This window comes from Actinomadura sediminis (genome assembly GCF_042675525.1).
In the GTDB taxonomy this organism is placed as follows: domain Bacteria; phylum Actinomycetota; class Actinomycetes; order Streptosporangiales; family Streptosporangiaceae; genus Spirillospora; species Spirillospora sediminis.
Map to the genome: position 1 here is coordinate 14564 of NZ_JBHTJA010000042.1, position 25804 is coordinate 40367.

General features: G+C 73.4%; 22 protein-coding genes, 1 tRNA gene, 1 pseudogene and 1 riboswitch. Of the genes and pseudogenes, 10 read left to right on the forward strand and 14 right to left on the reverse strand.

Annotation, left to right across the window (positions count from 1 at the left end):
• Position 1: 1 nt before the first annotated feature.
• Together thrC and ACFQ11_RS20545 are read right to left on the reverse strand one after the other, a co-directional pair.
• Complete coding sequence (gene thrC / locus ACFQ11_RS20540) at positions 2-1249, reverse strand: threonine synthase (protein ID WP_378300949.1); 1248 nt, start codon at positions 1247-1249, stop codon at positions 2-4.
• A 16-nt stretch (positions 1250-1265) separates the two neighbouring features.
• Positions 1266-1407: riboswitch (SAM riboswitch) on the reverse strand.
• A gap of 113 nt (positions 1408-1520) precedes the next feature.
• A complete protein-coding gene (locus ACFQ11_RS20545; RefSeq protein ID WP_378300951.1) occupies positions 1521-2498 on the reverse strand; it encodes a cation diffusion facilitator family transporter in 978 nt (325 codons plus the stop codon).
• 109 nt (positions 2499-2607) lie between these two features.
• Between ACFQ11_RS20545 and ACFQ11_RS20550 the strand changes: the two genes are divergently transcribed.
• Complete coding sequence (locus ACFQ11_RS20550; protein WP_378300953.1) at positions 2608-4110, forward strand: alpha,alpha-trehalose-phosphate synthase (UDP-forming); 1503 nt, start codon at positions 2608-2610, stop codon at positions 4108-4110.
• An 18-nt stretch (positions 4111-4128) separates the two neighbouring features.
• On the opposite strand, the gene ACFQ11_RS20555 is transcribed toward ACFQ11_RS20550, so the two are convergent.
• The gene (locus ACFQ11_RS20555) at positions 4129-5157 is read right to left on the reverse strand and encodes a sulfotransferase family protein (protein WP_378300956.1); all 1029 of its coding nucleotides are present in this window, start codon (positions 5155-5157) and stop codon (positions 4129-4131) included.
• Positions 5158-5337: 180 nt separating this feature from the next.
• A complete protein-coding gene (locus ACFQ11_RS20560; RefSeq protein ID WP_378300958.1) occupies positions 5338-5889 on the reverse strand; it encodes an RNA polymerase sigma factor in 552 nt (183 codons plus the stop codon).
• A gap of 56 nt (positions 5890-5945) precedes the next feature.
• On the opposite strand from ACFQ11_RS20560, the gene ACFQ11_RS20565 reads away from it, so the two are divergent.
• Both ACFQ11_RS20565 and ACFQ11_RS20570 read left to right on the forward strand, forming a co-directional pair.
• A complete protein-coding gene (locus ACFQ11_RS20565; RefSeq protein WP_378300960.1) occupies positions 5946-7955 on the forward strand; it encodes a serine/threonine-protein kinase in 2010 nt (669 codons plus the stop codon).
• Between the two features lie 163 nt (positions 7956-8118).
• On the forward strand, positions 8119-8736 hold the full coding sequence (locus ACFQ11_RS20570; RefSeq protein ID WP_378300963.1) for a PadR family transcriptional regulator: 618 nt from the start codon (positions 8119-8121) through the stop codon (positions 8734-8736).
• A 73-nt stretch (positions 8737-8809) separates the two neighbouring features.
• Here the strand turns inward: ACFQ11_RS20570 and ACFQ11_RS20575 are convergent, their stop codons facing one another.
• The 3 genes and pseudogenes from ACFQ11_RS20575 to ACFQ11_RS20585 form a co-directional block, all read right to left on the reverse strand.
• Complete coding sequence (locus ACFQ11_RS20575) at positions 8810-10066, reverse strand: hypothetical protein (protein ID WP_378300965.1); 1257 nt, start codon at positions 10064-10066, stop codon at positions 8810-8812.
• Between the two features lie 157 nt (positions 10067-10223).
• Positions 10224-11051: a trehalose-phosphatase gene (gene otsB, locus ACFQ11_RS20580; protein WP_378300968.1), complete on the reverse strand. Its 828-nt coding sequence runs from the start codon at positions 11049-11051 to the stop codon at positions 10224-10226.
• Positions 11052-11088: 37 nt separating this feature from the next.
• Positions 11089-11337 (reverse strand): annotated as a pseudogene (locus tag ACFQ11_RS20585) (DUF3263 domain-containing protein); the annotation flags it as partial.
• A gap of 609 nt (positions 11338-11946) precedes the next feature.
• Here ACFQ11_RS20585 and ACFQ11_RS20590 point away from each other — a divergent pair.
• The gene (locus tag ACFQ11_RS20590; RefSeq protein WP_378300970.1) at positions 11947-12549 is read left to right on the forward strand and encodes a MarR family winged helix-turn-helix transcriptional regulator; all 603 of its coding nucleotides are present in this window, start codon (positions 11947-11949) and stop codon (positions 12547-12549) included.
• A gap of 3 nt (positions 12550-12552) precedes the next feature.
• Here ACFQ11_RS20590 and ACFQ11_RS20595 read toward each other — a convergent pair whose 3' ends face one another.
• The 4 genes from ACFQ11_RS20595 to ACFQ11_RS20610 all read right to left on the reverse strand — a co-directional run bounded on the left by ACFQ11_RS20595 (position 12553) and on the right by ACFQ11_RS20610 (position 17838).
• Positions 12553-12846, reverse strand: coding sequence for an SHOCT domain-containing protein (locus ACFQ11_RS20595; protein ID WP_378300973.1), 294 nt, complete (start codon positions 12844-12846; stop codon positions 12553-12555).
• A 141-nt stretch (positions 12847-12987) separates the two neighbouring features.
• On the reverse strand, positions 12988-15366 hold the full coding sequence (locus tag ACFQ11_RS20600; protein ID WP_378300975.1) for a S8 family peptidase: 2379 nt from the start codon (positions 15364-15366) through the stop codon (positions 12988-12990).
• Positions 15367-15703: 337 nt separating this feature from the next.
• Positions 15704-17362 carry a solute symporter family protein gene (locus ACFQ11_RS20605; protein ID WP_378300977.1) on the reverse strand — a complete coding sequence of 553 codons (1659 nt, stop codon included), beginning with the start codon at positions 17360-17362 and terminating at the stop codon, positions 15704-15706.
• Complete coding sequence (locus tag ACFQ11_RS20610) at positions 17359-17838, reverse strand: DUF485 domain-containing protein (protein WP_378300978.1); 480 nt, start codon at positions 17836-17838, stop codon at positions 17359-17361. The genes ACFQ11_RS20605 and ACFQ11_RS20610 overlap by 4 nt, the downstream gene beginning before the upstream one ends.
• Before the next feature lie 376 nt (positions 17839-18214).
• On the opposite strand from ACFQ11_RS20610, the gene ACFQ11_RS20615 reads away from it, so the two are divergent.
• The 5 genes from ACFQ11_RS20615 (at position 18215) to ACFQ11_RS20635 (ending at position 23731) form a co-directional block, all read left to right on the forward strand.
• Complete coding sequence (locus ACFQ11_RS20615) at positions 18215-18892, forward strand: RDD family protein (RefSeq protein ID WP_378300980.1); 678 nt, start codon at positions 18215-18217, stop codon at positions 18890-18892.
• Between the two features lie 107 nt (positions 18893-18999).
• A complete protein-coding gene (locus tag ACFQ11_RS20620; protein WP_378300982.1) occupies positions 19000-19659 on the forward strand; it encodes a TetR/AcrR family transcriptional regulator in 660 nt (219 codons plus the stop codon).
• A gap of 154 nt (positions 19660-19813) precedes the next feature.
• Positions 19814-20710, forward strand: a complete 897-nt coding sequence (locus tag ACFQ11_RS20625; RefSeq protein ID WP_378300984.1) for an ABC transporter ATP-binding protein — start codon at positions 19814-19816, stop codon at positions 20708-20710.
• Complete coding sequence (locus ACFQ11_RS20630; protein ID WP_378300986.1) at positions 20707-22293, forward strand: ABC transporter permease; 1587 nt, start codon at positions 20707-20709, stop codon at positions 22291-22293. Before ACFQ11_RS20625 ends, ACFQ11_RS20630 begins: the two co-directional genes overlap by 4 nt.
• A 136-nt stretch (positions 22294-22429) precedes the next feature.
• Complete coding sequence (locus tag ACFQ11_RS20635; RefSeq protein ID WP_378300988.1) at positions 22430-23731, forward strand: hypothetical protein; 1302 nt, start codon at positions 22430-22432, stop codon at positions 23729-23731.
• Between the two features lie 45 nt (positions 23732-23776).
• Here the strand turns inward: ACFQ11_RS20635 and ACFQ11_RS20640 are convergent, their stop codons facing one another.
• Positions 23777-24472, reverse strand: a complete 696-nt coding sequence (locus tag ACFQ11_RS20640) for a GNAT family N-acetyltransferase (protein ID WP_378300990.1) — start codon at positions 24470-24472, stop codon at positions 23777-23779.
• 156 nt (positions 24473-24628) lie between these two features.
• Positions 24629-24701 (reverse strand) — tRNA-Thr (locus ACFQ11_RS20645).
• Between the two features lie 112 nt (positions 24702-24813).
• Between ACFQ11_RS20645 and ACFQ11_RS20650 the strand changes: the two genes are divergently transcribed.
• Complete coding sequence (locus tag ACFQ11_RS20650; RefSeq protein WP_378300992.1) at positions 24814-25161, forward strand: YciI family protein; 348 nt, start codon at positions 24814-24816, stop codon at positions 25159-25161.
• Between the two features lie 16 nt (positions 25162-25177).
• Here the strand turns inward: ACFQ11_RS20650 and ACFQ11_RS20655 are convergent, their stop codons facing one another.
• Positions 25178-25801, reverse strand: a complete 624-nt coding sequence (locus ACFQ11_RS20655) for an NAD(P)-dependent oxidoreductase (protein ID WP_378300995.1) — start codon at positions 25799-25801, stop codon at positions 25178-25180.
• Positions 25802-25804 lie beyond the last annotated feature (3 nt).

Sequence of the window (25804 nt, forward strand, 5' to 3'; positions counted from 1 at the left end):
CTCAGGCGAGGCCGGCGGCGCGGAACGCCTCCAGGGACGGGGCGATGTTCGCGCTCGGCGCGACCACCGGGGCGACGGCGTCCAGGGTCTTCAGCCCGTCCCCGGAGTTGATGATGACGGTCTCGGCGGACGGGTCGAGCCCGCCGTCCTCGACCAGCTTGCGGAGGGTCGCGACGGTGACGCCGCCCGCGGTCTCGCCGAAGATGCCCTCGGTGCGGGCGAGCAACCGGATGCCCTCGACGACCTGCTCGTCGGTGACGTCCTCGATCGCGCCGCCGGTGCGGCGGGCGACGTCCAGGACGTACGGGCCGTCGGCGGGGTTGCCGATGGCGAGCGACTTGGCGATGGTGTCGGGCTTGACCGGGCGGATCACGTCGTGCCCGGCCTTGAACGCGGCGGACACCGGGGAGCAGCCCGCGGCCTGCGCGCCGAACACCTTGTAGGGGCGGTCCTCGACGAGGCCGAGCTTGATGAGCTCCTGGAACGCCTTGTCGATCTTGGTGAGCTGGGAGCCGGACGCGATCGGGACGACGATCTGGTCGGGCAGCCGCCAGCCGAGCTGCTCGGCGATCTCGTAGCCGAGGGTCTTGGAGCCCTCCGCGTAGTACGGGCGCACGTTGACGTTCACGAACGCCCAGTCGTCCTGCTCTCCGGCGATCTCGGACGCGAGCCGGTTCACGTCGTCGTAGTTGCCGTCGACCGTGACGAACGTGCCGCCGTACACGGCCGTCGTGATGATCTTCTGCGACTCGAGGTCGGACGGGACGAACACGGCGGAGCGGATCCCGGCGCGGGACGCGGCGGCGGCGACGGCGTTCGCGAGGTTCCCGGTGGACGGGCACGCGAGGACCTTGAAGCCGAGTTCGCGGGCGGCGGCGAGCGCGACGGCGACGACGCGGTCCTTGAACGAGTGGGTCGGGTTGCCGCTGTCGTCCTTCACCCAGAGCTTCTGCAGCCCGAGGGCCTCGGCGAGGTTGTCGGCGCGGACGAGCCGGGTCAGGCCGGGCTCGATGTTGGGGGTGGACGCCACGTCGGACGGGACGGGCAGCAGGCCGCGGTACCGCCAGATGTTGCGGGGGCCCGACTCGATGTCGGCGCGGGTGATGCCGCCGAAGTCGTAGGAGATCTCGAGGGGGCCGAAACACTCGTCGCACGCGTAGAACGGGCCGAGTTCGCTGGTCGAACCGCATTCGCGACAGACGAGGGCGGTAGCGGGGCCGAGGTCGGCGGTGGCAGGCGTGGTTGCCATGAGGGCGAGGCCTTTCTCCCCATCTTTCCTGCGCCACCTTGGTCGCAGGCCGGAGTTGGCACCTTCTCCCGGCCGGCCTCGCGGGGTCGCGAGCGCACATGAGCCGGGTGGTTGCCGGGGCTTCGCAGGGCCGGTCCCTCCACCCCTCTGGATGAGCGGTATTCAGTTGTGCGAGCGCTCTTTGGGCTCGTATGCGTGACTTTACATGACCTGACCGGATCGTAGACAGGCGGGTTCCACGCTTTGAGACGTTACCCGGACGTGCTCTTGATCACGCGCCCTCCTTCTCCGGGCGGACGTGCGTCACGGGCGGCGCGCCCTTCGGGGGGCCGCCGGGCGCCTGGGTGGGGTCGAGGAAGACGTGCCGGACGAGCGGGTACCGCTCGCGGAGCCGGCGGTCGATGGCGCCCGCGACGTCCTCGGCCTCGTCGGCGCTGATGTGGTCGGAGAAGTGCACCTTCGCGGCGACGAGCAGTTCCTCGGGGCCGAAGTGCATCGTCAGCAGCGCCTCGACGCCGGTGACGCCGCGCGCCCCGGCGATCTCGGCCTGGATGCCGCGCTGCACGGCGGGGTCGGCGGCGCGGCCGATGATCAGGCCCTTGCTCTCCCGGCCGATGACGAACGCGAGCCCGGCCAGCAGCAGCCCGATCAGCACGGACGCGAGGCCGTCCCAGAAGTCGGATCCGGTGAGCTCGCGGAGGGCGAGCCCGGTGGCGGCGAGCGTGAGGCCGATCATCGCGGCGGAGTCCTCGAACAGGGCCGTCTTGAACGTGATGTCGGGCGACCGGCGGACGTGCTCGACCATGTCGTGCTCGCTGCGGCGGGTCTCCAGGCGGGCCTGGTGGAAGGCGCGGATCCACGACGTCCCCTCGAGGACGGCGGCGAGCCCGAGGACGGCGAAGGCGAGGCCGGCGCCGGTGTCGTCCCGGGTGTGGCCGGTCATGGTCAGCACGCCCTCGAAGATCGAGTAGCCCGCGCCCGCGACGAAGATGGCGCCCGCGGCGAGCAGCGACCAGAAGTACCGTTCGTTGCCGTAGCCGAAGGGGTGGCGGCGGTCGGGCCGCCGTGCGCTGCGGCGGATGGAGATCAGCAGGAAGAACTGGTTGAGGCTGTCGCCGATGGAGTGCGCGCCTTCGGCGAGCATCGCGCTGGACGCCGACGCCAGCCCGGCAATGATCTTCGCGACGGCGAGGAGGAGGTTGGCGGTCAGGGCGACGAGCACCGTCTTCGTCGTCTCTTTCCTGCTCATCCGTGCCCGCTACCCCCCGCAAGATCCCTTAATCAGGCGATTGCGTCACCTTCGCCCTACCTCCCGGGTCACGTTGAAGCCCCGCGACCCCAACTGAGACCCTGCCGGTATGAGCCAAGTGCTGGTGGCGTCGAACCGCGGCCCGGTGTCGTTCTCGCTGTCCGACGACGGCGCGCTGACGATGCGCCGCGGGGGCGGCGGCCTGGTCTCGGGCCTCGCCGCCGTCACCGGCACGGCCCCGGACGGCCGCGACGCCGGGGACGCGGACGGCGCGGCGGGCGAGGCGTCCGGGCGGCCCGCCGACCCGCGCGTCCTGTGGGTGTGCGCGGCGCTGGGCGACGCGGACCGGACGGCCGCGCGGCGGGCCCCCGACGGGCGCATCGACCTCGCGGGCCACGACACCGGCGGCGCGGCGGTGCGGATGCTCGACATCCCCGCGTCCACGTTCCACCGCGCGTACAACGAGATCGCGAACTCGATGCTGTGGTTCGTCCATCACCTGCTGTACGACACTCCGCGGCGGCCCCACTTCGACGCCCGCGCACGCCGGGACTGGCAGTCGTACGAGGCGTACAACGCGGCGTTCGCGGACGCGCTGGCGCGGGACGCCGCGCCGGGCGCGAAGGCCGCGGTCCAGGACTACCACCTGTCGCTGGCCCCGCGGATGCTGCGCGAGCGGCGGCCCGACCTGAAGATCGTCCACTTCTCGCACACGCCGTGGGCGCCGCCCGAGTACTTCCGGCTGCTCCCCGACGACATCGGCGAGCAGCTCCTGCTGGGCGTGCTCGGCGCCGACCACGCCGGGTTCCTGACCGAGCGGTGGGCCTCGGCGTTCCTGGACTGCTGCGCGCTGCTGCCCGGCGCCCGCGTCGACCGCGCCGCCCGGACGGTCGCGTGCGGCGGGCACGTCACGCGCGTCGGCGTGCACGGGCTCGGTGTGGACGGCGCCGCGCTGCGGGAACGCGCCGCGGAACCGGACGTCGCGGAGCGGGCGCGCGCGCTGCGCGAGCAGGTGGGCGACCGCCGGCTCATCGTGCGCGTCGACAGGACGGAACTGTCGAAGAACATCGTGCGCGGGCTCGCGGCGTACCGGGAACTGCTCGTGAACCATCCGGAGTGGCGCGGACGCGTGGTGCACCTGGCGTTCGCGTACCCGTCGCGGTACGACCTGCCCGAGTACCGCGAGTACACGGCGGCGGTGCGGCGGACGGCCGAGCAGATCATCGAGGAGTTCGGCACCGCCGCGTGGGAGCCGCTGATCCTGCAGGTGAACGACGACTACCCGCGCTCCCTCGCGGCCTACGGGCTCGCGGACGTCCTGCTGGTGAACCCGATCCGGGACGGGATGAACCTCGTCGCGAAGGAGGGCCCGGTGCTGTCGCGGCGCGGCTGCGCGCTCGTCCTGTCGCGGGAGGCGGGAGCGGCGGCGGAGCTGTCCGACGACGCGCTCATGGTGAACCCGTACGACGTGACGCAGACGGCCGAGGCGCTGCACCGGGCGCTGCTGATGCCGCGGGACGAGCGCGCGGCGCGCGGCACCCGGCTCGCGGCGGCGGCGACGGCGCTGCCGCCGCAGCGCTGGTTCGCCGAGCAGCTCGCGGCGCTCGACTGACGCGGCCGTCCGCGTCCGTCACGCGCCGGACGCGAGCCGTGCGGGCTCGGGCGGCAGGAGGCACTCGACCGGGTTCGGCTCGTTGTGGCGGCGCCAGCGTTCCCGGACGGCCTGCTTGCGGTGCGCCATCCGGCGGTGCGCGCCGACCTTCGCGTACTGGGCGAGGTGCGCGGCGGCGGGCCGGGGCAGGCCGCTCGGCTCGTACCCGTACTCGGCGAGGCGGTCGCCGAAGGCGGCCTCGGCCAGGCTGATCTGCCAGGGGTCGAGCCGCTGCGCCCACGACCCGACCTGGGTGGACGTGACGGCGTCGTGCGTGCGGCCGTGCCACCGCTTGCGCAGCGGGACGGTGCGGCGCGCGAGGCCCTGCGGGCTCGTCATCGCGGGGTCGAAGTCCTCGCCGAGGAAGCCGCAGAGCCGGATCAGCTCGTCGGCGGGGTCGGCGACGAGGCGCTCGTACTGGAGCTCGTAGTACGTGTCGGGGCCGAGCCGGGACGCGAGGCGGCGGCCCTGGTCGATCGCCTCCCGCCACGCGGAGATCGCGTGGTGGATGTCGCGGTCGTACCAGGGCATCTCCTGCAGCGACGCGATGCAGTCGCGGCCGTCCCGGATGAGATGGACGAACTGGGCGTCCGGGAACATGCGCAGCAGCGCGCCGGCGTGCCGCGCGTAGCTCGGCCGCTTGTCACCCCAGCGCGGCTTGCCGAACCTGCGCGCGTACGCCCGGAACACGACCCCGTACGCGGAGCCGAGCGTGGGCGGCGCCGCGACGATCTCGTCGGCGATCTCGGCGGCGTCCAGGCCGAGCTCGTGGAACTTCGTCTGCCGGCGGCCGGTGATCCACTCGGCCAGCGCCCGCCTGTTCGCGGTGTCCGTCAGGTCACCGAACTCGCACCGTTGCGTATAGCCGGGCAGGACGAACTTGGTCTCGGGGGCGATCGCGATGCGCCGGTGCGAGTGCAGCATCAGCTGGAGCAGCGTCGTCCCCGAGCGGGGGCAGCCGATGACGAAGATCGGTCGCTCGGTGCGGGCGGCGGGACCTGGTGACATGCACGGAATGCTCGCGGCGGCGCGCGCGCCGCGCCCGGCGCATCGACGGATCGTTGCGGCGCGATTACCGACCCTTGACGCCCGCCGACCTGCGGATGTCCGGACGTTTCCGGGTACGTCGCGCTACGCGGACGGCGCCGCGGACGGCGCCGCGCCGCGGCCGTCCCGCGGCGGCCAGGCTCAGGTGTAGGACTCGCCGAGCGTCTGCCGCACCTGCCGCCGCGCCTCGTGGATGCGCGACTTGACCGTCCCGAGCGGGAGCTTGAGCTGCTCGGCGATCTCCGCGTACTCGAGCTGGGAGACGTCCCGCAGGACGAGCGCCTGGATGAGGTCGGGCTTGCGGGCCTCGAGGTCCTCCATGGCGTCGAGGATGTCGACGCGGGAGCCCGCGATGACGCTGGTGCGGCGCGGGTCGGGGCGCTGCTGCGGCAGCTCGCCCGCCTGCTCGACGGAGCGGCGCTTCAGCGACCGGTAGGTGGAGCGCGCCGAGTTCGCGACGACGACGTGCAGCCACGTGCTGAACCGGGAACGGCCCTCGAAACGGTGGATGTTCCGCGCGACCTGCAGCAGCGCGTCCTGGCACGCCTCCTCGGCGTCCTGCCGGCAGGGCAGGAACCGGGCGGCGTGCCGCAGCACGTCCGGCTCGATCTTGCGGAGGAGCGCGTTGAGGGCGGCCTGGTCGCCCTGCGCGGCCAGCAGGGCCAGCTCCTCGGTCCGTTCATCGAATGCCATGCCGTGCCTCAATGCTCGATCGCACACTCACCCCGTTTGTTGGGCATGATACGGGAGTGTCCTTCCCACCGAACGTCGACCGTTACCGAATCGATCGCGCCCTGGGGTCCGGGGCGTTCGCGTCCGTGTGGCTCGGGCACGACGACGCGTTGGAGTCGCCGGTCGCGATCAAAGTCCTGTCCGGGAGCCTCGTCGACGACCTCGACGTGCGCAACCGGTTCCTGGAAGAGGCGCGCATCCTGCGCCGCGCCGACTCCGAGCGTCTCGTGCGGGTGCACGACATCGGCGAACTCCCCGACAGACGCCCGTACTTCGTCATGTCGTACGCGGACCGCGGGACGCTCGCCGACCGGATGCGCGAACGGCCGCTTCCGGTCAACGAGGCCATCGCGCTCGCCGAGGAGATCGCCTACGGCGTCGAGGTCATCAACGCGCTCGGCGTGATCCACCGGGACCTGAAGCCGTCGAACGTCCTGTTCCAGTCGACCCCCGACGGCGGCGAGAAGCTGCTGATCGCCGACCTCGGGCTGGCGAAGGCGCTCGCGCACGCGTCCGGCGCGTTCACGCTGCCGGTCGGCACCCCCGGTTACATGTCCCCCGAGCAGGCCCGCTTCGGCGGCGGCCTGGACGTCCGCGCGGACGTCTACGGGCTGGGCGCGCTGACCTACCACATGCTCGCCGGGCGGGCCCCCGGCCCGGCGCCGGTGAAGTCTCCGCCGAGCGAGCTGCGCGAGGGCGTGACCGCCGCGATGGACCAGGTCGTGCTGCGCGCGCTGGAGGTCGACCGGGAGAACCGCTGGCCGACCGCCGAGGCGTTCGCCGAGGCCCTGTCCACGCTCGTCCCGCCGCCGGCGCGGGCCACGTCGCGGCCCTCCGCGCCGGCCCCGCCGCCCGCTCCCCCGGCCTCCGACGTGACGATGCTCGACGAGGCCGTGCCGGCCGGGGCCGGGAGCGCGGCCGGGGCCGAACCGGCCGCGCCCGCCGAACCGCGGATCGACCCGGACGCCACCGTCCAGGACTTCCGCCGCGACGGGGCGCCCGCGCCCGCCGCGTCGTCCCCGTCGTCGTCCCCGTCGTCGTCCCCGTCGTCGTCCGGGGCGGTGCCGCCGGGCATGCAGACGCGGTTCGACCCGCCGCCGGCCGCGGACGGCGACCAGACGATCGTCGACCACCCGGGTTCGCGTCCGGGGGGCGGCGCGTTCGGCGCGGCGCGGCCGTCGTCGTCCGGGGCCGCCGACGACGCCACGATGGCGATGCCGTCGCAGCATCCGTCGTCCGCACCGGGCGGCGACGACCAGCGCACGGCCGCGTTCCCGGCGGGGCGGCCGCCCGGCCCGATGCCGCACTCGGACCAGGGGCCGCCGCCGACCGGTTTCCAGCCGCCCCCGCCCGCGCAGGGCGGGCCGCGGCAGGGCGGGGGCGGCGGGCCGCTCGGGCGGGTCAAGGGCGCCGGCGGACGGTACGGGACGCCGCTGATCATCACGGCGGTCGTGCTGGCGGTCGCGGTCGTCGCGGGACTCCTCCTCGGCACCCTGTTCTCCGGCGACGGCGGCGGGTCGGGGGAAGGCGGCGAGGAGAAGGCGATCCCGAAGGACTTCGCCCAGGTCTCCAACAACGGCGGCAAGATCAAGGCCGCGGTGCCGAAGGCGTGGCCGCTGCAGCCGGAGGAGACCTGGGCGCCGTCGATCGTCGGGCTGAACGACCCGCAGGAGCGTCCCGTCCTGCGCGCGACCACGAGCGTGGACGGCTTCCAGGGCGACGGGGCGGTCCCCGGCGTGTTCATCGGCGTCACCACCGACCCGCGGCAGGGGCGGCTCCCGCCGCCGACCGCCGCGCGGCACCCGCAGTGCCAGAAGGGCGGGCCCGAGAACTACACGTCGCCCGACAAGTCGCTCACCGGGACGATCACGCGGTTCACCGGCTGCACGTCCGGGACCGCGTCGGTCACCGAGGTCGGGCTGCGGCACTCGTCCGGCCGGTTCGGGCTCTGGATCCGGGTGAAGGAGACCGACGACCGCAAGGCGACCACCGACATCCTCGACCACCTGCAGGTGACCGGCCCCTGACCCCGCCGTCGGCGTCCGACGCCGCGTTCGCGCCCGGGCCCGCTCGTCCTCCACGAGCGGGCCCGGGCGTTTCGTTTCGGCCCCCGCGGAACCCGGCACTTGCCAACGACAACTTAGCGATATATCGTTAATGCATCGCAACCGATCAGATGAGGAGACAGCGATGCATGCACACGACATGCGGGGCCCCGGCCCCTTCCGGCGTTTCGAACAGCGCGCGCGGCGCGGCGGCCCCTTCGGCTCCGGAGGCCCCATGGGCCCCTTCGGCCCGGGCGGCCCCGGCCCCTGGGGGCACGGCCACCGGGGCGGCGGGCGCGGCGGCCGGGGCGGGCGCCGCACCCGACGCGGCAACGTCCGCGCGGCCCTGCTCGCGCTGCTCGCCGAACGCCCCATGCACGGCTACGAGATGATCCAGGAGCTGGACGAGCGCACCGGCGGCGTCTGGCGGCCCAGCCCCGGCTCGGTCTACCCCACCCTCCAGATGCTGGAGGACGAGGGCCTGGTCACCAGCCGCGAGGACGGCGGCAAGCGCCTGTTCGAGCTCACCGACACGGGCCGCGCGGAGGCGGCCGAGCAGACCACCGCCCCCTGGGAAGAGGTCACCGACGCCGCGGGCGAGAACGTCCTGCGGGGACGCGAGGCCGTCGGGCAGCTCATGGGCGCCCTGCAGCAGGTCATGGCGGTCGGCAGCGAGACGCAGAAGGCGCGCGCGCTGGACGTCGTCAACGACGCCCGCCGCCGCATCTACGGGATCCTCGCCGATGACCCCGAAGCGGAGTGAACCCAGGAGCGAACCCGGTCAGGGGCCGCCGCGCATCTGCGCGACGGCCCCTTCTCGTCGGCTCGGGCCTCGCTCAGCTCGGGAACGGCGCCGGCTTGGCGAGCTGGTCGTTCATGTAGAGCTGCTTCCAGATGTACAGCCCCAGGTCCGTGCCGTCGATGCGGCGATCCACCGGAACGGTGACCGTCGCACGCACCAGGTACGACGAACCGGGCGGCATCCACTTGTCGCCGCCCTCCCCCTGGATCGGCTCCCCGCCCACCAGCGTCTTGACCACGCGGCTCCTGGTCGGCGGCGTGCACATCTCCTCGGGCACCCCCGCCTGAGGCATGCAGCGTCCCCGCGCGTCGGCGGCCACGAGCTCCGCCTTGACGAACACGTCCCCCGGGAAGTCCAGCAGCACCCGCTCGTCCTTCGGGTTCGTCAGGAGGTACTCGATGTAGGGGTAGGACGTCCCTGACGGGGCCGCCGAATGCGTCGACGGCATCGTCCCGTCGCTCACCCCCGCGGTCACCGCCGCGATCCGGTAACGCGAACCGTCGGCCGTGCCCACCTCGACCGGCTTCCCCGCCTCCGGCAGCGGGACGGACGCCGTCCCGTTCGGCCGCTCGCCGCCCTCACCGCCGAACGCCGCGTTCCCCGCCTCGCCCTCACGCGTGCTCGACGACAGGACGACGCCCGCCATCACGAGCGCCGCCAGCGCGACCACCCCGCCCGCGACGATCCCCGCACGCTTGCCGGCGCGCTTGCCGGGCCGCTCCCCGGGGTGCTCGCCGGGCCCCGGCCGCTCCCCCGCCGCCCGCTCCGCGCGAGCCCGCTCCCGGCGCCCCCGTCCGCCCCGCGTGCCGAGCCGAACCTGGACGCCGCTGGTCTCCCGCACCCCCATCGGCCCGGTCACGGCCCCCGGCTCGTCCCCGACCCCGGGCAGCGGCGCGCTCGCCGGACCGGACGCCGACCCGCCCACGGCCCCCGCCCCCGGCGCGAACGCCCGCTGGGCGTCGGGCGTGGGCGTCGGGGCGGGGCCGCTTCCGGCGGCCTGCTGGGCGTGGGGGGCGAGCGGGCGTTCGCCTCCCGGTGCGGGCGCCCGGTCGCCCCGGTACACGCCGTCCGTCCGGTATGTCCCGGCGGCCTCGCCCGGCGGGGTTCCCGGCGCGTGCGGCGGTGCCGGGGCGCCGGTCGGCGTCCATCCCGGCGGCGGGCCGTGGACGATCGGGCTCGTCGGCGCGCCGGGCGGTATCGGGTTGCCGGGTGGAGGCGCCGCGACGCCATGGGCAAGGGGCGGCGGCGCCGTCCCGTCGGGACGACGTGGCACCGTCGGGTCCATGTTCACGTCCAGCCTCCCCGGAGCTTCGCGCGGTTCCCCCTGTGAGCACCATATTTTGGCTCAATCGTCACCGGAATCCACAGGTGACCCCGTAGTCGAGCGAGAACCTACAAAACCGGACGAGGCTCTTATCACTCGCAGATAGCCCACGGCGGGCCGGAGGTCAGGCGGAGCCGTCCAGCAGGGCGTCGAGGAGATCGATCACGCCGGACGGGCCGTCCACCACGACGTCGGCGCGTTCGGCCAGCTTCGTGACCTCGTTCGACGCGCTGCACACCGTCACGCCGGGCACGCCCTCCGCGCGCAGCGCCTCGACGGCGTCGAACGCCGCGAGGTCGCCCAGGTCGTCGCCCGCGAACAGGACGGCGGACGGGCGTTCGTCGCGTTCGTCCACGAACGCGCGGAGCGCGACGCCCTTGTCCATGCCGGGCGGCCGCAGTTCGAGGACGAACCGGCCGGGTTCGAGCGCGAGGCCCGTCCGTTCGGCGAGGGCGGCGATGATGCCGCGGAGCCGTTCGAGCGCCACCTCGGGTTCGGCGCACCGCCGGGTGTGGACGACGAGCGCGTGCTGCTTGTCCTCGACGAACGTCCCGGGCGGCGCCCCGGCCGCCTCGAGGACGCCGGGCAGCTTCGCGCGCGCCTCGGCGACGCCCGGGAGCGGCTCGGGCGTCCTCAGTTCGCCCGATTCCCACCGTTCCATCCCGTACTGCCCGAGGACGACGAGCCCGTCGATCCCGGCGAACCCGCCGTACTCGACCGCGACCGCCGCCGGACGTCCGGTGATGATCGCCACCGCGCCGGCGCGCGCGGCGAGCCGGGCCAGCGTGCCGGCGGCGCGCGGCTCGGCGCGGGCCTCGGCGGGGTCGGCGACGATCGGGGCGAGCGTGCCGTCGAAGTCGAAGGCGAGCACGGCCCGTCCGGGCGTCCGCCGGATCGCGTCGATCCCCTCGGCGCCGGCGGGCGTCACGGGACGTTCGTCGAGTCGTTTCACAGATCGGGGAGTAGTCACGCGGACCAGTCTCGCCGGGTCAGGGCCGGATGCCGAGGCGGCGCGCGGCGCGCTTGCGCTGCCGCTGCGACCGCATCCGGCGCAGCCGCTTGACCAGCATCGGGTCGCACTCGAGCGCCTCGGGCCGGTCGATCAGGATGTTCAGCAGCTGGTAGTACCGGGTCGCCGACATGTCGAACAGCTCGCGGATGGCCTGCTCCTTGGCGCCCGCGTACTTCCACCAGCGCCGTTCGAAGGCGAGGATCTGGCGGTCGCGCTCGGAGAGGCCCCCGGACGGGAACGCGGCGTCGTCGTCCGCGAGGACGCCGGGCTCGAGGTCGTCGGCCGCGGCGGTCTCGTCGCCGCCCGCGCCGGTCTCGTCCGTCTCGTCCGTCTCGGCCGCCTCGTGCTCCGGGGCCCGGGGGCCGGGCACACCGGCCTCGGCCGGGCCGCCGGACGTCCCGGACGTCCCGGGCTCGGGGGCGCGGGGTCGGGGAACACCCGCGTCCGCTTCGGGGGAAGCGGCTTGGTGGTCGTCGGTCACGGGTCGCCGGGGGGCGCCTTCGTCCATGCTCACGTCCAGTCGGAGGGCGTCACGGGGGGTGTCTGCCGCCGACATGAGATCCCCTCTGTGGTCACTGATCCCGGGTCGTCCGGTTCGGCAGGGTGCCATGGTACGCGCCCGTGCGGACGGCCACCGGCGGTTCGCGGGGAACGGGCCGCCGCCGTTTCAGTGCATCACAACCCCGCTCACCTGGAGATCTTCATTTGCCCCGTGTCCCGGAACCGCGCTGCGGCCCCAGCGGAAACACCCGGCGAGATATGGCCCATATAAAGATCGTGTGCACGGTACACCGGTTAGGGTTGACGGTACGCCGAACGAACGGGAGACAGCTGCATGGCGACGGAGACCAGCGCAACCGAACGGCCTGCCGAGTCGTCCGACCGCGACGTCCCCGACGAGACCCTGGCCGAGATCGCGACCGCGCTGTTCCACCTGCGGCGCGTCTGGGCCAAGCCCGACCTGATGAAGCGGGTCCGCGCGCAGACCGCCGCGGGCCCGGACGGCCGGCCCCTGCAGTTGTCCAACCTGATGGTCGTCAACGCCGTCGCCGCGCTCCTCGACGCGGCCGGGCACGACGACGGCGACGGCCCCGAGATCACCGTCGGAGCCGTCGCGGAACGGCTGGAGGTCGACCCGTCGACCGCCAGCCGGCTGGTCGGGCACGCCATCGACGCCGGCCTGGTGTCGCGGCGCCCGTCCCCCGTCGACGCGCGCCGCGCCAACCTCCGGCTGACCGACGCCGGCACCCGCGTCAAGCAGGTCGCCGACCGCTTCCGCCGCACCTACTTCGAGGAACTGATGGCCGGCTGGACGAACCGGGAGCGCGCCGAGTTCGCGCGGCTGCTGACCCGGTTCGCCGACGCGGCCGCCGCCCAGGCGCCCATGTACCCGGACGACGGCATCGAGCGGATCTTCGAAGAGGCCGGCGCCGAGTGACCGTCACGCGTCGGCGCGCAGCGCCGACATGCGCGTCAGGTACTCGTCCTCGTCGATCTCGCCGCGCGCGAACCGCTCGGCCAGGATCGACCGCGCCCCGCTCAGCGGGTCGCCGCCGCCGTGCGGCCTCCCGCCTCCGGTCACGCGGCGGCGGATGAAGTAGAACCCGGTCGCCAGCACGGCGAGCCAGAACAGCCCGAACATGGCGGGGAACACCGGCCAGAACGCGGGCGCGTCCCCGCCGTCGGACCACCCACCGGGGTGCATCTGCGTCGCGAGCGTCGTCCACATGGTCATCGACCTCCTGTTTCATCGGATGGTTCGATGCTCCGCGACGGCTCCGGGGGGCGTCATCGGCCGCCCGGAGACTCCCGCCCTACGCCCGCCGGAGTACCGCGCGACCGGGGACGTGCGCCCCGCGGCACGCGTCCCGCCGGGTCACCACCAGGGCGGCCGGTACTCCTCTTCGTCGCCCGGCGCCGCCTCGCCGCGCCCCGCCGGACCGTCCGGCGCGGCCGGCGTCGTCCCGGACGGCGCGTGCACGGGGCCCGCGCCGTCCCGCGGGGCCTCGCCCGGGGTCGCGGGCGGCCGACCGGGCTCCGGGCCCCCCGCGGGCAGCGGCGTCGGGACGGCCGGCCGCGGCGAGGCGTCGCGGACGCCGGTGCCCCCGAGGGCGCTCCGCCGAAAGCGTTCCCACGCCTCGTCATCGAAGATCGGGATCTCGCCGGCGCCGCGGTCCTCGCCGGTCCCCGCGTCCTCGCCGACACCGCCCGGGGCGTTCGCCGACCCGCCCGCGAACTCCCCGCCTACGGGCGTCCCGTCCACGGAAGCCCGGCTCGCCCCGGCCGCCCCACCGCCCGCGAACCTTCCACCGCTCGCGGCCGTCCCGTTCGCTTCATCTCCCGACGACACCGCATCGCCCGCGAATCCCCCGCCATCGGCGGGCATCCCGCCTGTGGGGGTCCCGCCGCCGAGCGCCTCGCCCGCCGGTGCTCCACCCGCATGCGACCCGCCCGCCGCCTCGCCCGCGAACGTCCCGCGACCAGCGGGCATCCCGCCCAGCGGCGTCCCACCCGCAGGAGCCCCGGCCGCCGCCTCGTCCGGGAACGTCCCGCCATCGGCGGGCATTCGCCCTGCGGGCGGGGTGCCCGGGATCGTCCCGTGGGGATCGCCGCCCGTGAACATGCCGTCGCCCGCGAAGGCCGCGCCGCCCGCACGGCTCCCGTTCGTCTCGCTCGTCGCGTTGCGGGCGGTGCCGTCGAGGACGTTCGCGCCGCCGAAGTCGTGGCCGTTCGACACCGGTGGGGCGTCCGGACCCGCGGGGCCACCGGACGGGTGCGGGGGCGGGCGCGGCTCGAATCGGACGGGCGGCGGGGCGACGTCCGGCGGGGGTGCGCCCGGGGTCGGAGGGGGGTCGAAGCGCACCGGCGCCCCGGGGTCGGTGTATCCGGACGGCGGCGCGACCTGGTTGTTCTGCCAGAGGGGCGCGTTGACCGGCGCCATCGGCGGCCCGTCGCCTCCGGACGGCGGTGCGGCGGCGGGCGGGCGGGCGGGGCTGCGCGGCACCGGGTCGGGCGGCGGCCCGGGGAGCCCGTACTCGGGCATCGTCTCCTCGTCGTCGTCCTCGCGGCGCCCGCGCTGCCGCCAGCCGAGCGTCACCCCGACCAGGAGCAGCACCCCGCCGCCGCCGAGGACGAGCGGCAGCAGCATGCCCGTGCCCTCGCCCTCCGGTTCCGCGACCGGTTCGGGCGTCGGGACCGGGGTGGGCGTCTGGACGGGGCCGGTCGAGACCTTGTTGAGGCTGTGCGCGGCGAGCAGGGTGCGGACGGCGTCCACGGTCCCCGGGCAGCCGGCGAACCCGGTCGGGTGGCCGGGCCGGGCGGGGGACCCCTGGACGAGCGCGCGCCGCACCTCGTCCGGCGTCAGCTTCGGGTAGCGGGCGCGGACGAGCGCGGCGACGCCCGCGACGATCGCCGAGGACGCGCTCGTGCCCGTCCCGACGACGTAGCCCTTGCCGTTGTCGGCGCTGACGATGTCCACGCCGGGTGCGCACACGGAGACGTGGGAGTGCCGGTTGCTGTCCTCCCACAGGCGCAGCCGCCGGTCGAGGGCGCCGACCGCGATGACGCCCGGGTAGGCGGCGGGGAAGTTCTTCCGGTTCGCGGTGGAGCCGTCGTTGCCCGCGGAAGCGATCAGCACGACGCCCCGGTTCAGCGCGTACCGGATCGCGCTCGCCTGCGCCGGGGTGCCGTTGTAGTACTGCTGGCCGCCGCCGAGCGACATGTTGATGATGTCGGCGCCGTGGTCGACGGCGTACCGGATGCCCTGCGCGATCGCGTCGCCGTCCCCGGCCTCCCGCCGGTGCTCGCGCCGCAGCGGGTCGTCGTTCTCCAGCGTCACCCGGATCGACAGGACGCGGCTCTGCGGCGCCACCCCGATGATCCCCTCGGAGCCGGCGCGGCCGTGCCCGTGACCGGCGATGATGCTGGCCATCGAGGTGCCGTGCAGGCCCCAGTAGCGGGTGCCGGGGGGCCGCCCGCCGCCGGTCAGGTCGGGCCCGTTCACGACGCTGCCGACGAGGTCGGGGTGGTTCGCGTCGACGCCGGTGTCGAGCACGGCGACGGTGACGTCCTGTCCCGTGGACCACTTCCACGCCCGCTCCGCGCGGACCGTCTCCAGGTGCCATTCGCGGGCGCGGATCTGGTCGGCGGCGGCGACCGGCGCCCCTGCGGCGGCGCCGCGGACGGGACGGGGCGTGCGGTCCGGGCCGTCGGGCGCCATCGCGAACGGGACGACCGCGGCGGCCGCGAGCGTCACCACGGCGAGGGCGGCGGTCGTCCGCGCCGAGCGCGGGGCCGGACGCCGGGCCGGGCGCGGGATCGGGGTCCGCGGGGGGCGCGGGGCCGGACGAGCACGCCGGGAACGGTGCCGACCGGCTTGGGACACCCTGCCGCACCTCCTCCCGGTGTCGACCGTGCTCCACGGCGAGCCACATTCTGCCACGGGATCATCACGCCGCCCGGGCACACGGCACATTAAGGCACGCTCCGGGCGGGGCGGAACGTCTCGCCCGCGATGCCGCGCTGTGGGGTTCGCCTCACCGGCCGGACACGGCCACGCCCGGCCCGGCCGTCGGTGCGACCCGGCCCGGCCGTCAGTGCGACCCGGCCCCCGTGAGCGCCCGCACCGACAGGTCGTCGTAGCGCAGCGGGTCGGCCTTCTCGCGGGCCAGGAACGTCCCGGCGACCGCGCACGCGAACCCGATCGGGACCGACACGATCCCGGGGTTCTCCAGCGGGAACAGGTGGAAGTCGACGCCCGTGGGGAACAGCGACAGGCTCCGCCCGGTCACCGGGTCGGCCTTCCCCGACACGACCGGCGAGAAGAACACGAGCACCAGCGAGCTGCCGAGCCCGCCGTAGATCCCGGCGACCGCGCCCGTCGAGTTGAACCGCCGCCAGAACAGCGACAGGACGATCGCGGGGAGGTTCGCCGCCGCGGCGATCGCGAACGCCAGCGCCACCAGGAACGCCACGTTGAGGTCGCGGGCGACGACGGCCAGGACGACCGCGAGCGCCCCCACCAGGAACGCCGCGACCCGCGCCACCGCGACCTCCTGCGACTCGCGGGGACGTCCGAACATCAGCACCTGGCCGAAGTAGTCGTGCGCCAGCGACGTCGACGACGCCAGCACCAGGCCCGACACCACGGCGAGGATCGTCGCGAACGCGACGGCGCCGGTGAACGCGAGCAGCACGTCCCCGCCGACCGGCCCGGCGACGTGCTCGCCGACCGCGTGCGCGAGCTGCAGCGCCGCCGTGTTGCCCGACGGGTCCTGGGCGACGATGCGCTCCCGCCCGACGAGCGCCGCCGCGCCGAACCCGAGCGCGAGCGTCATCAGGTAGAACGCGCCGACGAGCCCGATCGACCAGGACACGGACGTGCGGGCGGCGCGGGCGTCCGGCACCGTGAAGAACCGGGCGACGATGTGGGGGAGCCCCACGGTGCCGAGGACGAGGGCGAGCGCGAGGCTGAAGAAGTCGAGCTTGCCGATGATCGTCCGGTAGAGGTCGCCCTCGACGTCCCGCCCGTAGTGCAGTCCGGGCCGCAGGAACGCGTCGCCGCGGCCGCTCGCGTCGGCCGCCGATCCGAGCATCCTGCTGGGGTCGAACCCGAACCGGCTCAGCACCAGCACCGTCAGGACGATCGTGCCGCCCATCAGCAGCACGGCCTTGACGATCTGCACCCAGGTCGTGGCCTTCATCCCGCCGAACATGACGTAACAGATCATCAGCGACCCGACCACGACGATCGTGACCGTCTCGGCGACATCGGCCGACATCCCGAGGAACCGCTCGCCCGGGTGCACGCCCAGCAGCATCGACACGAGCGCCCCGGCCCCGACCATCTGGGCGAGCAGGTAGAAGACCGACACCGTGACCGTGGAGACGACCGCCGCGCGCCGCACCGGCGGCTGCCGCCGGACCCGCTGCGCGAGGACGTCCGCGAGCGTGAAGCGCCCGGCGTTGCGGATCGCCCCGACGAGCAGGAGCGCGAGCAGCCACGCCACGAGGAACCCGATCGAGTACAGGAACCCGTCGTATCCGGACAGCGCGATGAGCCCCGCGATGCCGAGGAACGACGCCGCCGACATGTAGTCGCCCGCGAGCGCCGTCCCGTTCTGGGCGCCCGAGAACTTCCGGCCGCCCGCGTAGAAGTCGTCCGCTCCCCGCGTGTTGGCGCGGGCCCACACCGTGATCCCGAGGGTGATCAGGACGAAGACGACGAACACCCCGAAGGTCAGCTCCGTCACCGCGCCTCCCCCATCCGGACGTCCCAGCGTCCGTCCGACGCGCGGGGCGCGACGGGCGCCGGACGTCCCGGCGGTGCGGGATACGCGGCGGGCGCGGCCCCCGGCGGCGGCGCGGGCGGCCCGTCCGCCTCGGCGCGCAGCTCGTCCGCGAGCGGGTCGAGGCGCCGCCGCGCGTAGGCGGCGAACGCGGCGGCCAGCAGCAGCGTCGAGGCGAACTGCAGGACCCCGAGCAGCATCGCGACGTTGACGTTCCCGGCCACCGGCCGCGCCATGAACCCCCGCGCGAACGCCGACAGGGCGACGTACAGGAAGTACCACCCCAGGAAGGCGCCCGCGCCGACGGCGACCGTCCGGCGGAACCTGCGGTCCAGCCGCCGGAACCGCTCGTCCCCGGCGATCGCCGCGTACCGCCCCGGAGGGACCCTTCTGCCCCGTTCCGCCCCCCGGCGTGCCGTCGCGTCCGTTCCCCCGACCATCCGGCCCCCTATCCGCGACATGACTCTATGTATCGATTTGGCGACACCATGAGACCAAAGGACCAAGATCGCCGATGCGCTATTGACGAGAATCAGAACAATCCCTTGCCCGCCGCGTCCCGGCACCGGCGCGGCCGGTCCCCGCGCCGCGCGCCCGCCGATGGCCTCCGCCGGCCGGCCATGCCCGCCGCGGCCATTCCTTGACCGCCGCGCCCGCCGACCGGCGGTAATCGATTGGACAGCCCACCCGGGGCTGGCTAATGTCTTCCGCGCCATTCTCCGCCGCACCATCGAGAAAATGGCCACATCCGGCCGTCCGGCGTCGAGATTCACGGCTTTCGCCATCCGGTTCACCAACGGAAAGGGTCGCGCCCCCATGCACGAATACGGATACGACCCGCGACGCACCGGCACGGTCCCCGAGGACTCGCCCGGGTGGTACCAGCCGCCGGAGGGCGCGTCCTCGGCGTGGCTGCCGCCGGGCGACGAGGACACCGACCTCGACCTGGCGGGAGCCGGACGGCGGCTGGCCGCGCGGATCATCGACCAGGTCGTCCTCGTCATGATCATCGCGGGCGTCGTGTTCAGCGTATTGACTTTGACGTACGAGGAGAACGCCTACGGGGAGAACGAGACCCCGCTCGCGGTCGGGATTTCGCTCGCGGTGTTCTTTCTCGCCTGCCTTTATCTCTGCGAAGCCCTTCAACTGGCCTTCTGGGGACGCACGCTCGGCAAGTGCCTGCTGAAAATACGGGTCGCCGGCGTCGACGCGCCCGAAGAACCCCTGACGCCCTTCCGCGGTATGGGACGCGCGCTCGCCTATCCCGTCTTCTGGGGGTTCGCCGGCTCGGTCATCGGCGTGCTCGCGCTCGTCAACGTCCTGTGGACGCTGTGGGACCGCCCGCTGCGGCAGTGCCTGCACGACAAGATGGCGCGGACGGTCGTCCTGCGGGACCGGCACCCGTCGCGGCGGGCCCCGCAGATCCTCGTCATGACCGCGCTCGCGGTCGTCCCGGTCGCCGCCGCCATCGCGTCGGCGGTCGCCAACGGCTGAACCGGCGCCGGAACGCCGCCATCACCCCCGCGCATCTTGCCGAGCACCCCTGTACGGACGTACAGTGTACAAACGTACAGGGACTGGACGGGCGTATGGGGGCCGGTGTGGACGAGCGGCGAGAGCCGGAAGACCTGACGACGCGCGCGCGCATCAGGGACGCGGCGATGCTGCAGTTCGCCAAGCTCGGTGAGAAGGGCGCCACGATCCGCGGGATCGCGAAGGCCGCCGGGGTCTCCCCCGCGCTCGTCCAGCACCACTTCACGAACAAGGCCGCCCTGCGCGAAGCCTGCGACGCCTACGCCATCGACGCGATCCGCCGGGTCAAGGAAGAGGCGCTGTCCGGCGGCATGGCGAACCCGAACTTCCTGACGATCGCGATGCAGACGGCCCTGCCCGTCCAGCAGTACATGGCGCGCGCGCTGGTGGAGGACTCCGACGCCGCACGCACGCTGTTCGACGACTCGGTGGAGTTCAGCGAGGACATCCTCGCCCGCGGCTCCACCGGCATGCGCAAACCCGCCACCGACGACCTCCACGCGTACGCGGCCGTGATCACCGCCATGAACTTCGGGATCGTCGTCCTGAACGAGCACCTCTCCCGCACGCTGGGCACCGACATCCTCACCCCCGAGGGCTACCCGCGGCTCGCGATGGCGCTCATGGACGTCCACACCGACAACCTGATCACCCCGGAACTCGAAGAGCAGACCCGCGAGGTCCTGCGGAAGATGCGGGACGCCACGGAAGAGGGCGGGGATGCCTGACTTCCCGCGGCTGTCCACCAGCGCCGCCGCCGCCCGCAAGGCCGACTCCGACCCGCCCCCGCACCCTGCGCCCGCCCCGGCACCGCACCGCCTCCCCTGACCGCGGGGGCGGCGGCCGGTGTGCCGTCGAAACCCCCGAACAAGGAGAACCCCGGTGACACAGACGAACCCCGTCCAGGTGTCCGGCCTGGTCAAGACCTTCGGACGGACGCGCGCGCTCGACCGGCTCGACCTCGACGTCCGTCCCGGCGAGGTGCACGGCTTCCTCGGCCCGAACGGCGCCGGCAAGTCCACCGCCATCCGCGTCCTGCTCGGCCTGCTGCGCGCCGACGCCGGCACCGTCCGGCTCCTCGGCGGCGACCCGTGGCGGGACGCCACCGAACTGCACCGCCGCCTCGCGTACGTCCCCGGCGACGTCACGCTGTGGCCGAACCTGTCCGGCGGCGAGGTCATCGACCTGCTCGGCCGGATGCGCGGCGGCATCGACAAGGCCCGGCGCGCCGAACTGCTCGACCGCTTCGAGCTCGACCCCCGCAAGAAGGGCCGCACCTACTCGAAGGGCAACCGGCAGAAGGTCGGCCTCGTCGCCGCACTGTCGTCCGACGCCGAACTCCTGATCCTGGACGAACCCACCTCGGGCCTCGACCCGCTGATGGAGGAGGTCTTCCAGGAGTGCGTCCGCGAGGAACGCGACAAGGGCCGCACCGTCCTGCTGTCCAGCCACATCCTCTCCGAGGTCGAGGCCCTCTGCGACCGCGTGACGATCATCCGCGGGGGCGCCGCCGTCGAAAGCGGCACCCTCGCCGACCTGCGCCACCTCACCCGCACGTCCATCGACGCCGACCTCGCCGCGCCCCCCGACGGCCTCGCCCGCGTCCCCGGCGTCCACGACCTGCGCGTCGACGGCGCGCGCGTCCGCTGCGAGGTCGACACCGACCGGCTCGACGACGTCCTCAAGCACCTCACGTCCGCCGGCGTGCGGAGCCTCACCAGCCGCCCGCCCACGCTCGAGGAGCTGTTCCTGCGCCACTACAAGGAGGCCGCGGCATGACCGCGCTCGTCGGCACCGGCGGCATGGTCCGCCTCGTCCTCCGCCGCGACCGGTTCCTGCTCCCCCTCTGGGTGCTGTTCGTCTCGGTCCTCCCGGCGAACTTCGTCGCGACGTTCCAGAGCCTCTACCCCACCGCCGCCGACCGCCTCGGCTACGCCGCCACCAGCGGGACGAACCCGACGTTCCTCGCGATGTACGGCCCCCTGTACGACACGAGCATCGGCGGCCTCGTCACCCAGCGGTCCGCGTTCGTCCCCGTCGCCCTCGGGCTGATCTCCGCGCTCGTCGTCATCCGGCACACCCGCGTCGAGGAGGAGGCGGGACGGCGCGAACTCCTCGGCTCCACGGTCGTCGGCCGCCAGGCGGCCCTCGCCGCCGCGCTCATCGTCACCACCGCCGCCAACATCGTCGTCGCGCTCCTCATGGCCGCCGCGGTCGCCGCCCAGGACCAGCCCCTCGCGGGCTCCCTCGCGCTCGGCCTGCAGACGGCCGCGGTCGGCATCGTCTTCGCCGCCGTCGCCGGCGTCACCGCCCAGCTCTCCGAGGGCGCCGGCGCCGCCCGCGGCACCGCGATGGCCGCGCTCGGCGCCGCGTTCGTCCTCCGGATGGCGGCCGACACCGGCGGCGAGGGCAACTCCCTCTCCTGGCTCGGCTGGCTGACGCCCCTCGGCTGGGCGCAGCGCATGCGCCCCTTCGGCGACGAACGCTGGTGGCTGCTCGTCCCGGTCGTCCTGCTGACCCTCGCCCTCGTCGCCGCCGCATGGCGGCTGTCGGCCCGCCGCGACGTCGCCGCGGGCATCTTCCCCCCGCGGCCCGGCCCCGCCGAGGCGTCCCCCCGCCTCGGCGGCCCCTTCGGGCTCGGGTGGCGCCTGCAGAGCCGTCCGTTCTACGGCTGGCTCGCGGGCTTCGCCGTCCTCGGGCTCGTCTTCGGCGGCGTCGCGGGCGGGATGAACGACCTCATCAAGGACAACCCCGACCTCGAAGACATCATCGCCGACCTGGGCGGCACCTCCACCATCACCGACGCGTACTTCGCGATGGTCATGAACATGCTCGGGCTCCTCGCCGCGGGCTACGCCGTCTCCGCGACCCTCAAACTCCGCGCGGAGGAGTCGTCCCTCCGCGCCGAACCCCTCCTCGCGACCCCCACCGGACGACTGCACTGGGCGTCCAGCCACCTCCTGTTCCCCCTCGCCGGCCCCATCGCCGGCCTCGCCACGGGCGCCGCCCTCGCCGCGCTCGTCCACGACCCCGGCGAACTCCCCGCCCTCCTGACCGCCGCACTCGCGCAGCTCCCCGCCGTCTGGCTCATCGCCGCGATCGCCGTCGCGCTCTTCGGGCTCGTCCCCCGCCTGACGTCCGCGAGCTGGGCCGCCGTCGCCGTCGCGGCCCTCGTCACCCTCGTCGGCCCGATGCTCGACATCGGCCAGTGGGCCCTCGACCTCTCCCCCTTCACCCACATCCCCGACCTCCCAGGCGCCGACGCCACCGCGACCCCGTTCGTCTGGCTCCTGGCCGCGAGCACCGCCCTCGCCGCCACGGGCCTGACCGCCTTCCGCCACCGAGACCTGCACCTCGGCTGACCCGGGGCAACACGCCATGCCCGGAACGCAGATTCCGGCTCGGCGCCCGAAAGCCGGTTCATGGCTCTGACATGCGGTGACACCTACACTGAACGCCCGGCACACTCTGTGCTCGAATGATCACGTTGGGGGGATCATGCGCCTCACCGTCAAGAGCCATTCCCTGGATGCCCTGACCGCTCCGCTGCCGCCCGAAGGCGAGGACGCGATCAAGCAGTTCGTCCGGCACGGCGCGAGCACGCTCGTCGCGCGCGAGTCGGACCGCCGTGCCGATCCCTCGGCGAAAGAGGCCCACACCGAGCAGAGAGCCCAGGGACTCGTCGACTACGTCAACGCCCTCATCCGGGACGAGACCACCGAGGAGGCGCACGAGTTCGCCACCTGGCAGGACCTCGCGGCCGCCGCCAGGCGCCTGATGAGCGTCTCCATCTTCAACGCCGTCCTCCCGGCGGAGCGCGAGGTGCTCAAGAGCTGGCGGGCGTCGGCCCTCGAAGGAGGCGAAGCCCACTCCAAGATGCAGAGAGAGCTCAGCACCACCTGGGCGAACTGCGGCACGGTGGCCCTCAACGCCGTGAAGCGGCTACGCGCCAACTACGGCGCCACGATCTCCCCCATCAAGGAGACGAAGTGCGAAAAGTCCTGGACCGCCGAGATCGAGGACGCGCTCAAGCTCAAACCGTCCGACCAGAACGAGATCTACATCCTGGACTGCACCCTCGGCGGCATCCACAACTGGCTGGTGGAAGCCCACCACGATGGCAAGCGGTACCTGATCCAGGGCTACCAGGGCGCGTACTCGGCGCCCTGGTGGGTGACCGACGCGCTCGTCGACCCGGCGGATCTGGACGCCGACCTGTCGCTCGTCGAGGAGCCCCGCAAGAAGTACGGCGTCCAGAGCGACATCGCAGCGCACTACGACAAGTTCATCAAGAACCTGAGCCAGATCGTGACGGACGGCTTCAACGCGCAGTCCCGCAGCGGAGCGCCCGTCTTCCGGGAGCTGCCGTTCGACCCCGCCGACAAGAAGCCGGCCGCGACATCCGGGTTCCCCATCCTGCAGGTCCAGCAGTACACCCTTCGCAACCCGCAGGCCGTCCGGATGACCATGCCGGGGGTGAGCGGGCCGCTGTGCGCGCAGGCGGTCCTGTCCCTGCCGCTCGCCGTCCGGCCCCTCGAGGGGCAGGAACTGGACGAGGTCAAGCAGACGTTCGCGAAGCTCGGCCTGGGCTGCGACTACCGGTTCGCGGCCGACGACCACGAGATCCGGGTGCCTCGCGGCGACAAGAACGCCGCGTTGCGCGGCAAGCGCGTCCTGCGGATCGGCCTCCACGCCCCCGAGACCGTCCGCCCGTCCGACCTCCCGGCACCGGGCGAGGAGGTCGAGATCGGCACCCTGAGGGCCGGGGTCGAGGACACCATCAAGATCGCCGTACCGTAGACGCACCCGGCCCGGTAACGACAAGCGAACTCCCGCCGGGAAGGATCAACGTTCAGGCAACGTCGCATGCGGAGCCGCAGGAAAGACGTCGATCATAGAATTGGTGATCGCCCACCGTTCGTGGTCTCGCCAGGCTCCGTCAATGAAAAGCAACTCGGGCGAGTAGCCCTCATACCGGAAACCGACCCGCCGAACCAGCCTGAGGGAGGCGTGGTTCTCCGGCTGTATCTGCGCCTCAAGCCGATGAAGCCGCAACTCCTCGAAGGCGTAACGCACCACCAGCCCCAGCCCTTCGGTCATGTAACCCTGACCAGCGGCATGGGCGAAGGCGGCATAGGCGACAGAGCCCGACTGGAGTCGCCCCCGGATGATGCTGTTGATGTTGACCACACCGGCGATGCGCCCACTCCCACGCAAACAAACCAACACCGCCTCTTCACCAGGCCGCTCATAACGATCGAGGTAAGCCTGAAACTCCTCCGGACCAGACGGCAGAGAAATCCACGGCTCGTGCAATTCCTTGCTGTCGCTCACCAGCCCAATGAATTCGGTTCGATCACAACCCGCAAGGTGGCGCAGAGTCACCCGCCGAGCATCCGCCTGGCCGGCCACGAAGGCACCGATCGCCGCATCGCTCACACACGCGACGCTACCGGGCGCCCAGCGCTGATCGCCCGGCGCAACGAGGACGATCCGGCGCCGCTCCCCCATGCTCGGCTGCACGACCTCCGGCACGTCCACGCGACCACACTGCTCCAGCGGGCGTCCACGTCCACGTCGTCAACGAGCAGCTCACCGAAGCGGCCACCACCTTCGCCGACCGGATGGACGCCGCCGCGTAGACGCTCCTGTAACAGAAAGGCCCCTTCCGGGAACGGGAGGGGCCTTCTACGTGGGAGCCGGCGAGGGGACTTGAACCCCTAACCTTCTGTTTACAAGACAGGTGCTCTGCCAATTGAGCTACGCCGGCGCGGCTCGTCCCGCATGGTAGTCGACGTGGCGGCGGTGTGCGCGGCGGGGCGGGGGTTGGACGGGCGCGGGCCGGGGAGTGAGGGGGTGTCGGACGCTTCGAGGGGGGCACTGTGGGGCGTTACGTGCTGAACATCATCCAGCCCGTGGGCGAGGCGCCGCCGCCGGACGAGCTGGAGCGCATCATGGCGGAGCTGAAGGTCCTGCGGCGTGATCTGGAGCTGTCGGAGAACTGGGTCTTCGGGGCGGGGTTGGAGCATCCGCGGGCGAGCACGGTGGTGCGGATGCGCGGGGACGAGTGCGTCGCGCGGGACGGGCCTTACGCGGAGGCGGACGAGTGCGTCGGGGGCTTCGTCGTGATCGAGACCGGGGACGAGGACGCGGCGTTGTCGTTGGCCGCACGGTACGCGCAGGTGACGGGGTTGCCGATCGAGGTCAGGCCGATCAGCACGCCGCCGTGACCTCGCCCGCGGACGGCTAGTACCCCACCGTCCAGCGGGCCCGGGTGTGCTTCGGCCGTTCGGCCTCGTCGAGGACGGCGACGGCCAGGTCGGCCATCGAGATGGTGGAGTCGCCCGCGGGGTCCACGACGAGTTCGTCGGCGCCCAGGCGGTATCGGCCGGTGCGGGGGCCCGTGGTGAGGACGGCCGGTGGGCTCACGTACGTCCAGTCGGTTCGGGATTCGTCGAGGCACCGGGAGTGCTGGGCCGCGCAGGCTTCGGCTATGGCGCGGAACGAGTCGTGGACGTGCGGCGAGTGCAGGACGGTTCGCGGGGTGCCGGGGATCCGGAGTGTCGCGGCACCCCCGATGATCATGCACCGGACGTTCGTCCCTGCAAGGGTCGAGAGCAGGGTGTCGGTGGCGTGCAGGAGCGCGGACTCTTCGCCGTGCGGGGGGCGGGTGGCGCCGATGACGACGTCGTGGTCGGTCAGTGGTGCGACGGACGCGGGGTCGGTGGCGTCGCCGATGCGGGGTTCGGCGCCCGGGGGCAGGGGGCGGGGGGTGCGGACGATCGCGGTGACGTGGTGGCCGCGGGCGAGGGCTTCGGTGACGATGGCGGAGCCGATGGAGCCGGCGGCGCCGAAGACGGCGATGCGCATGGT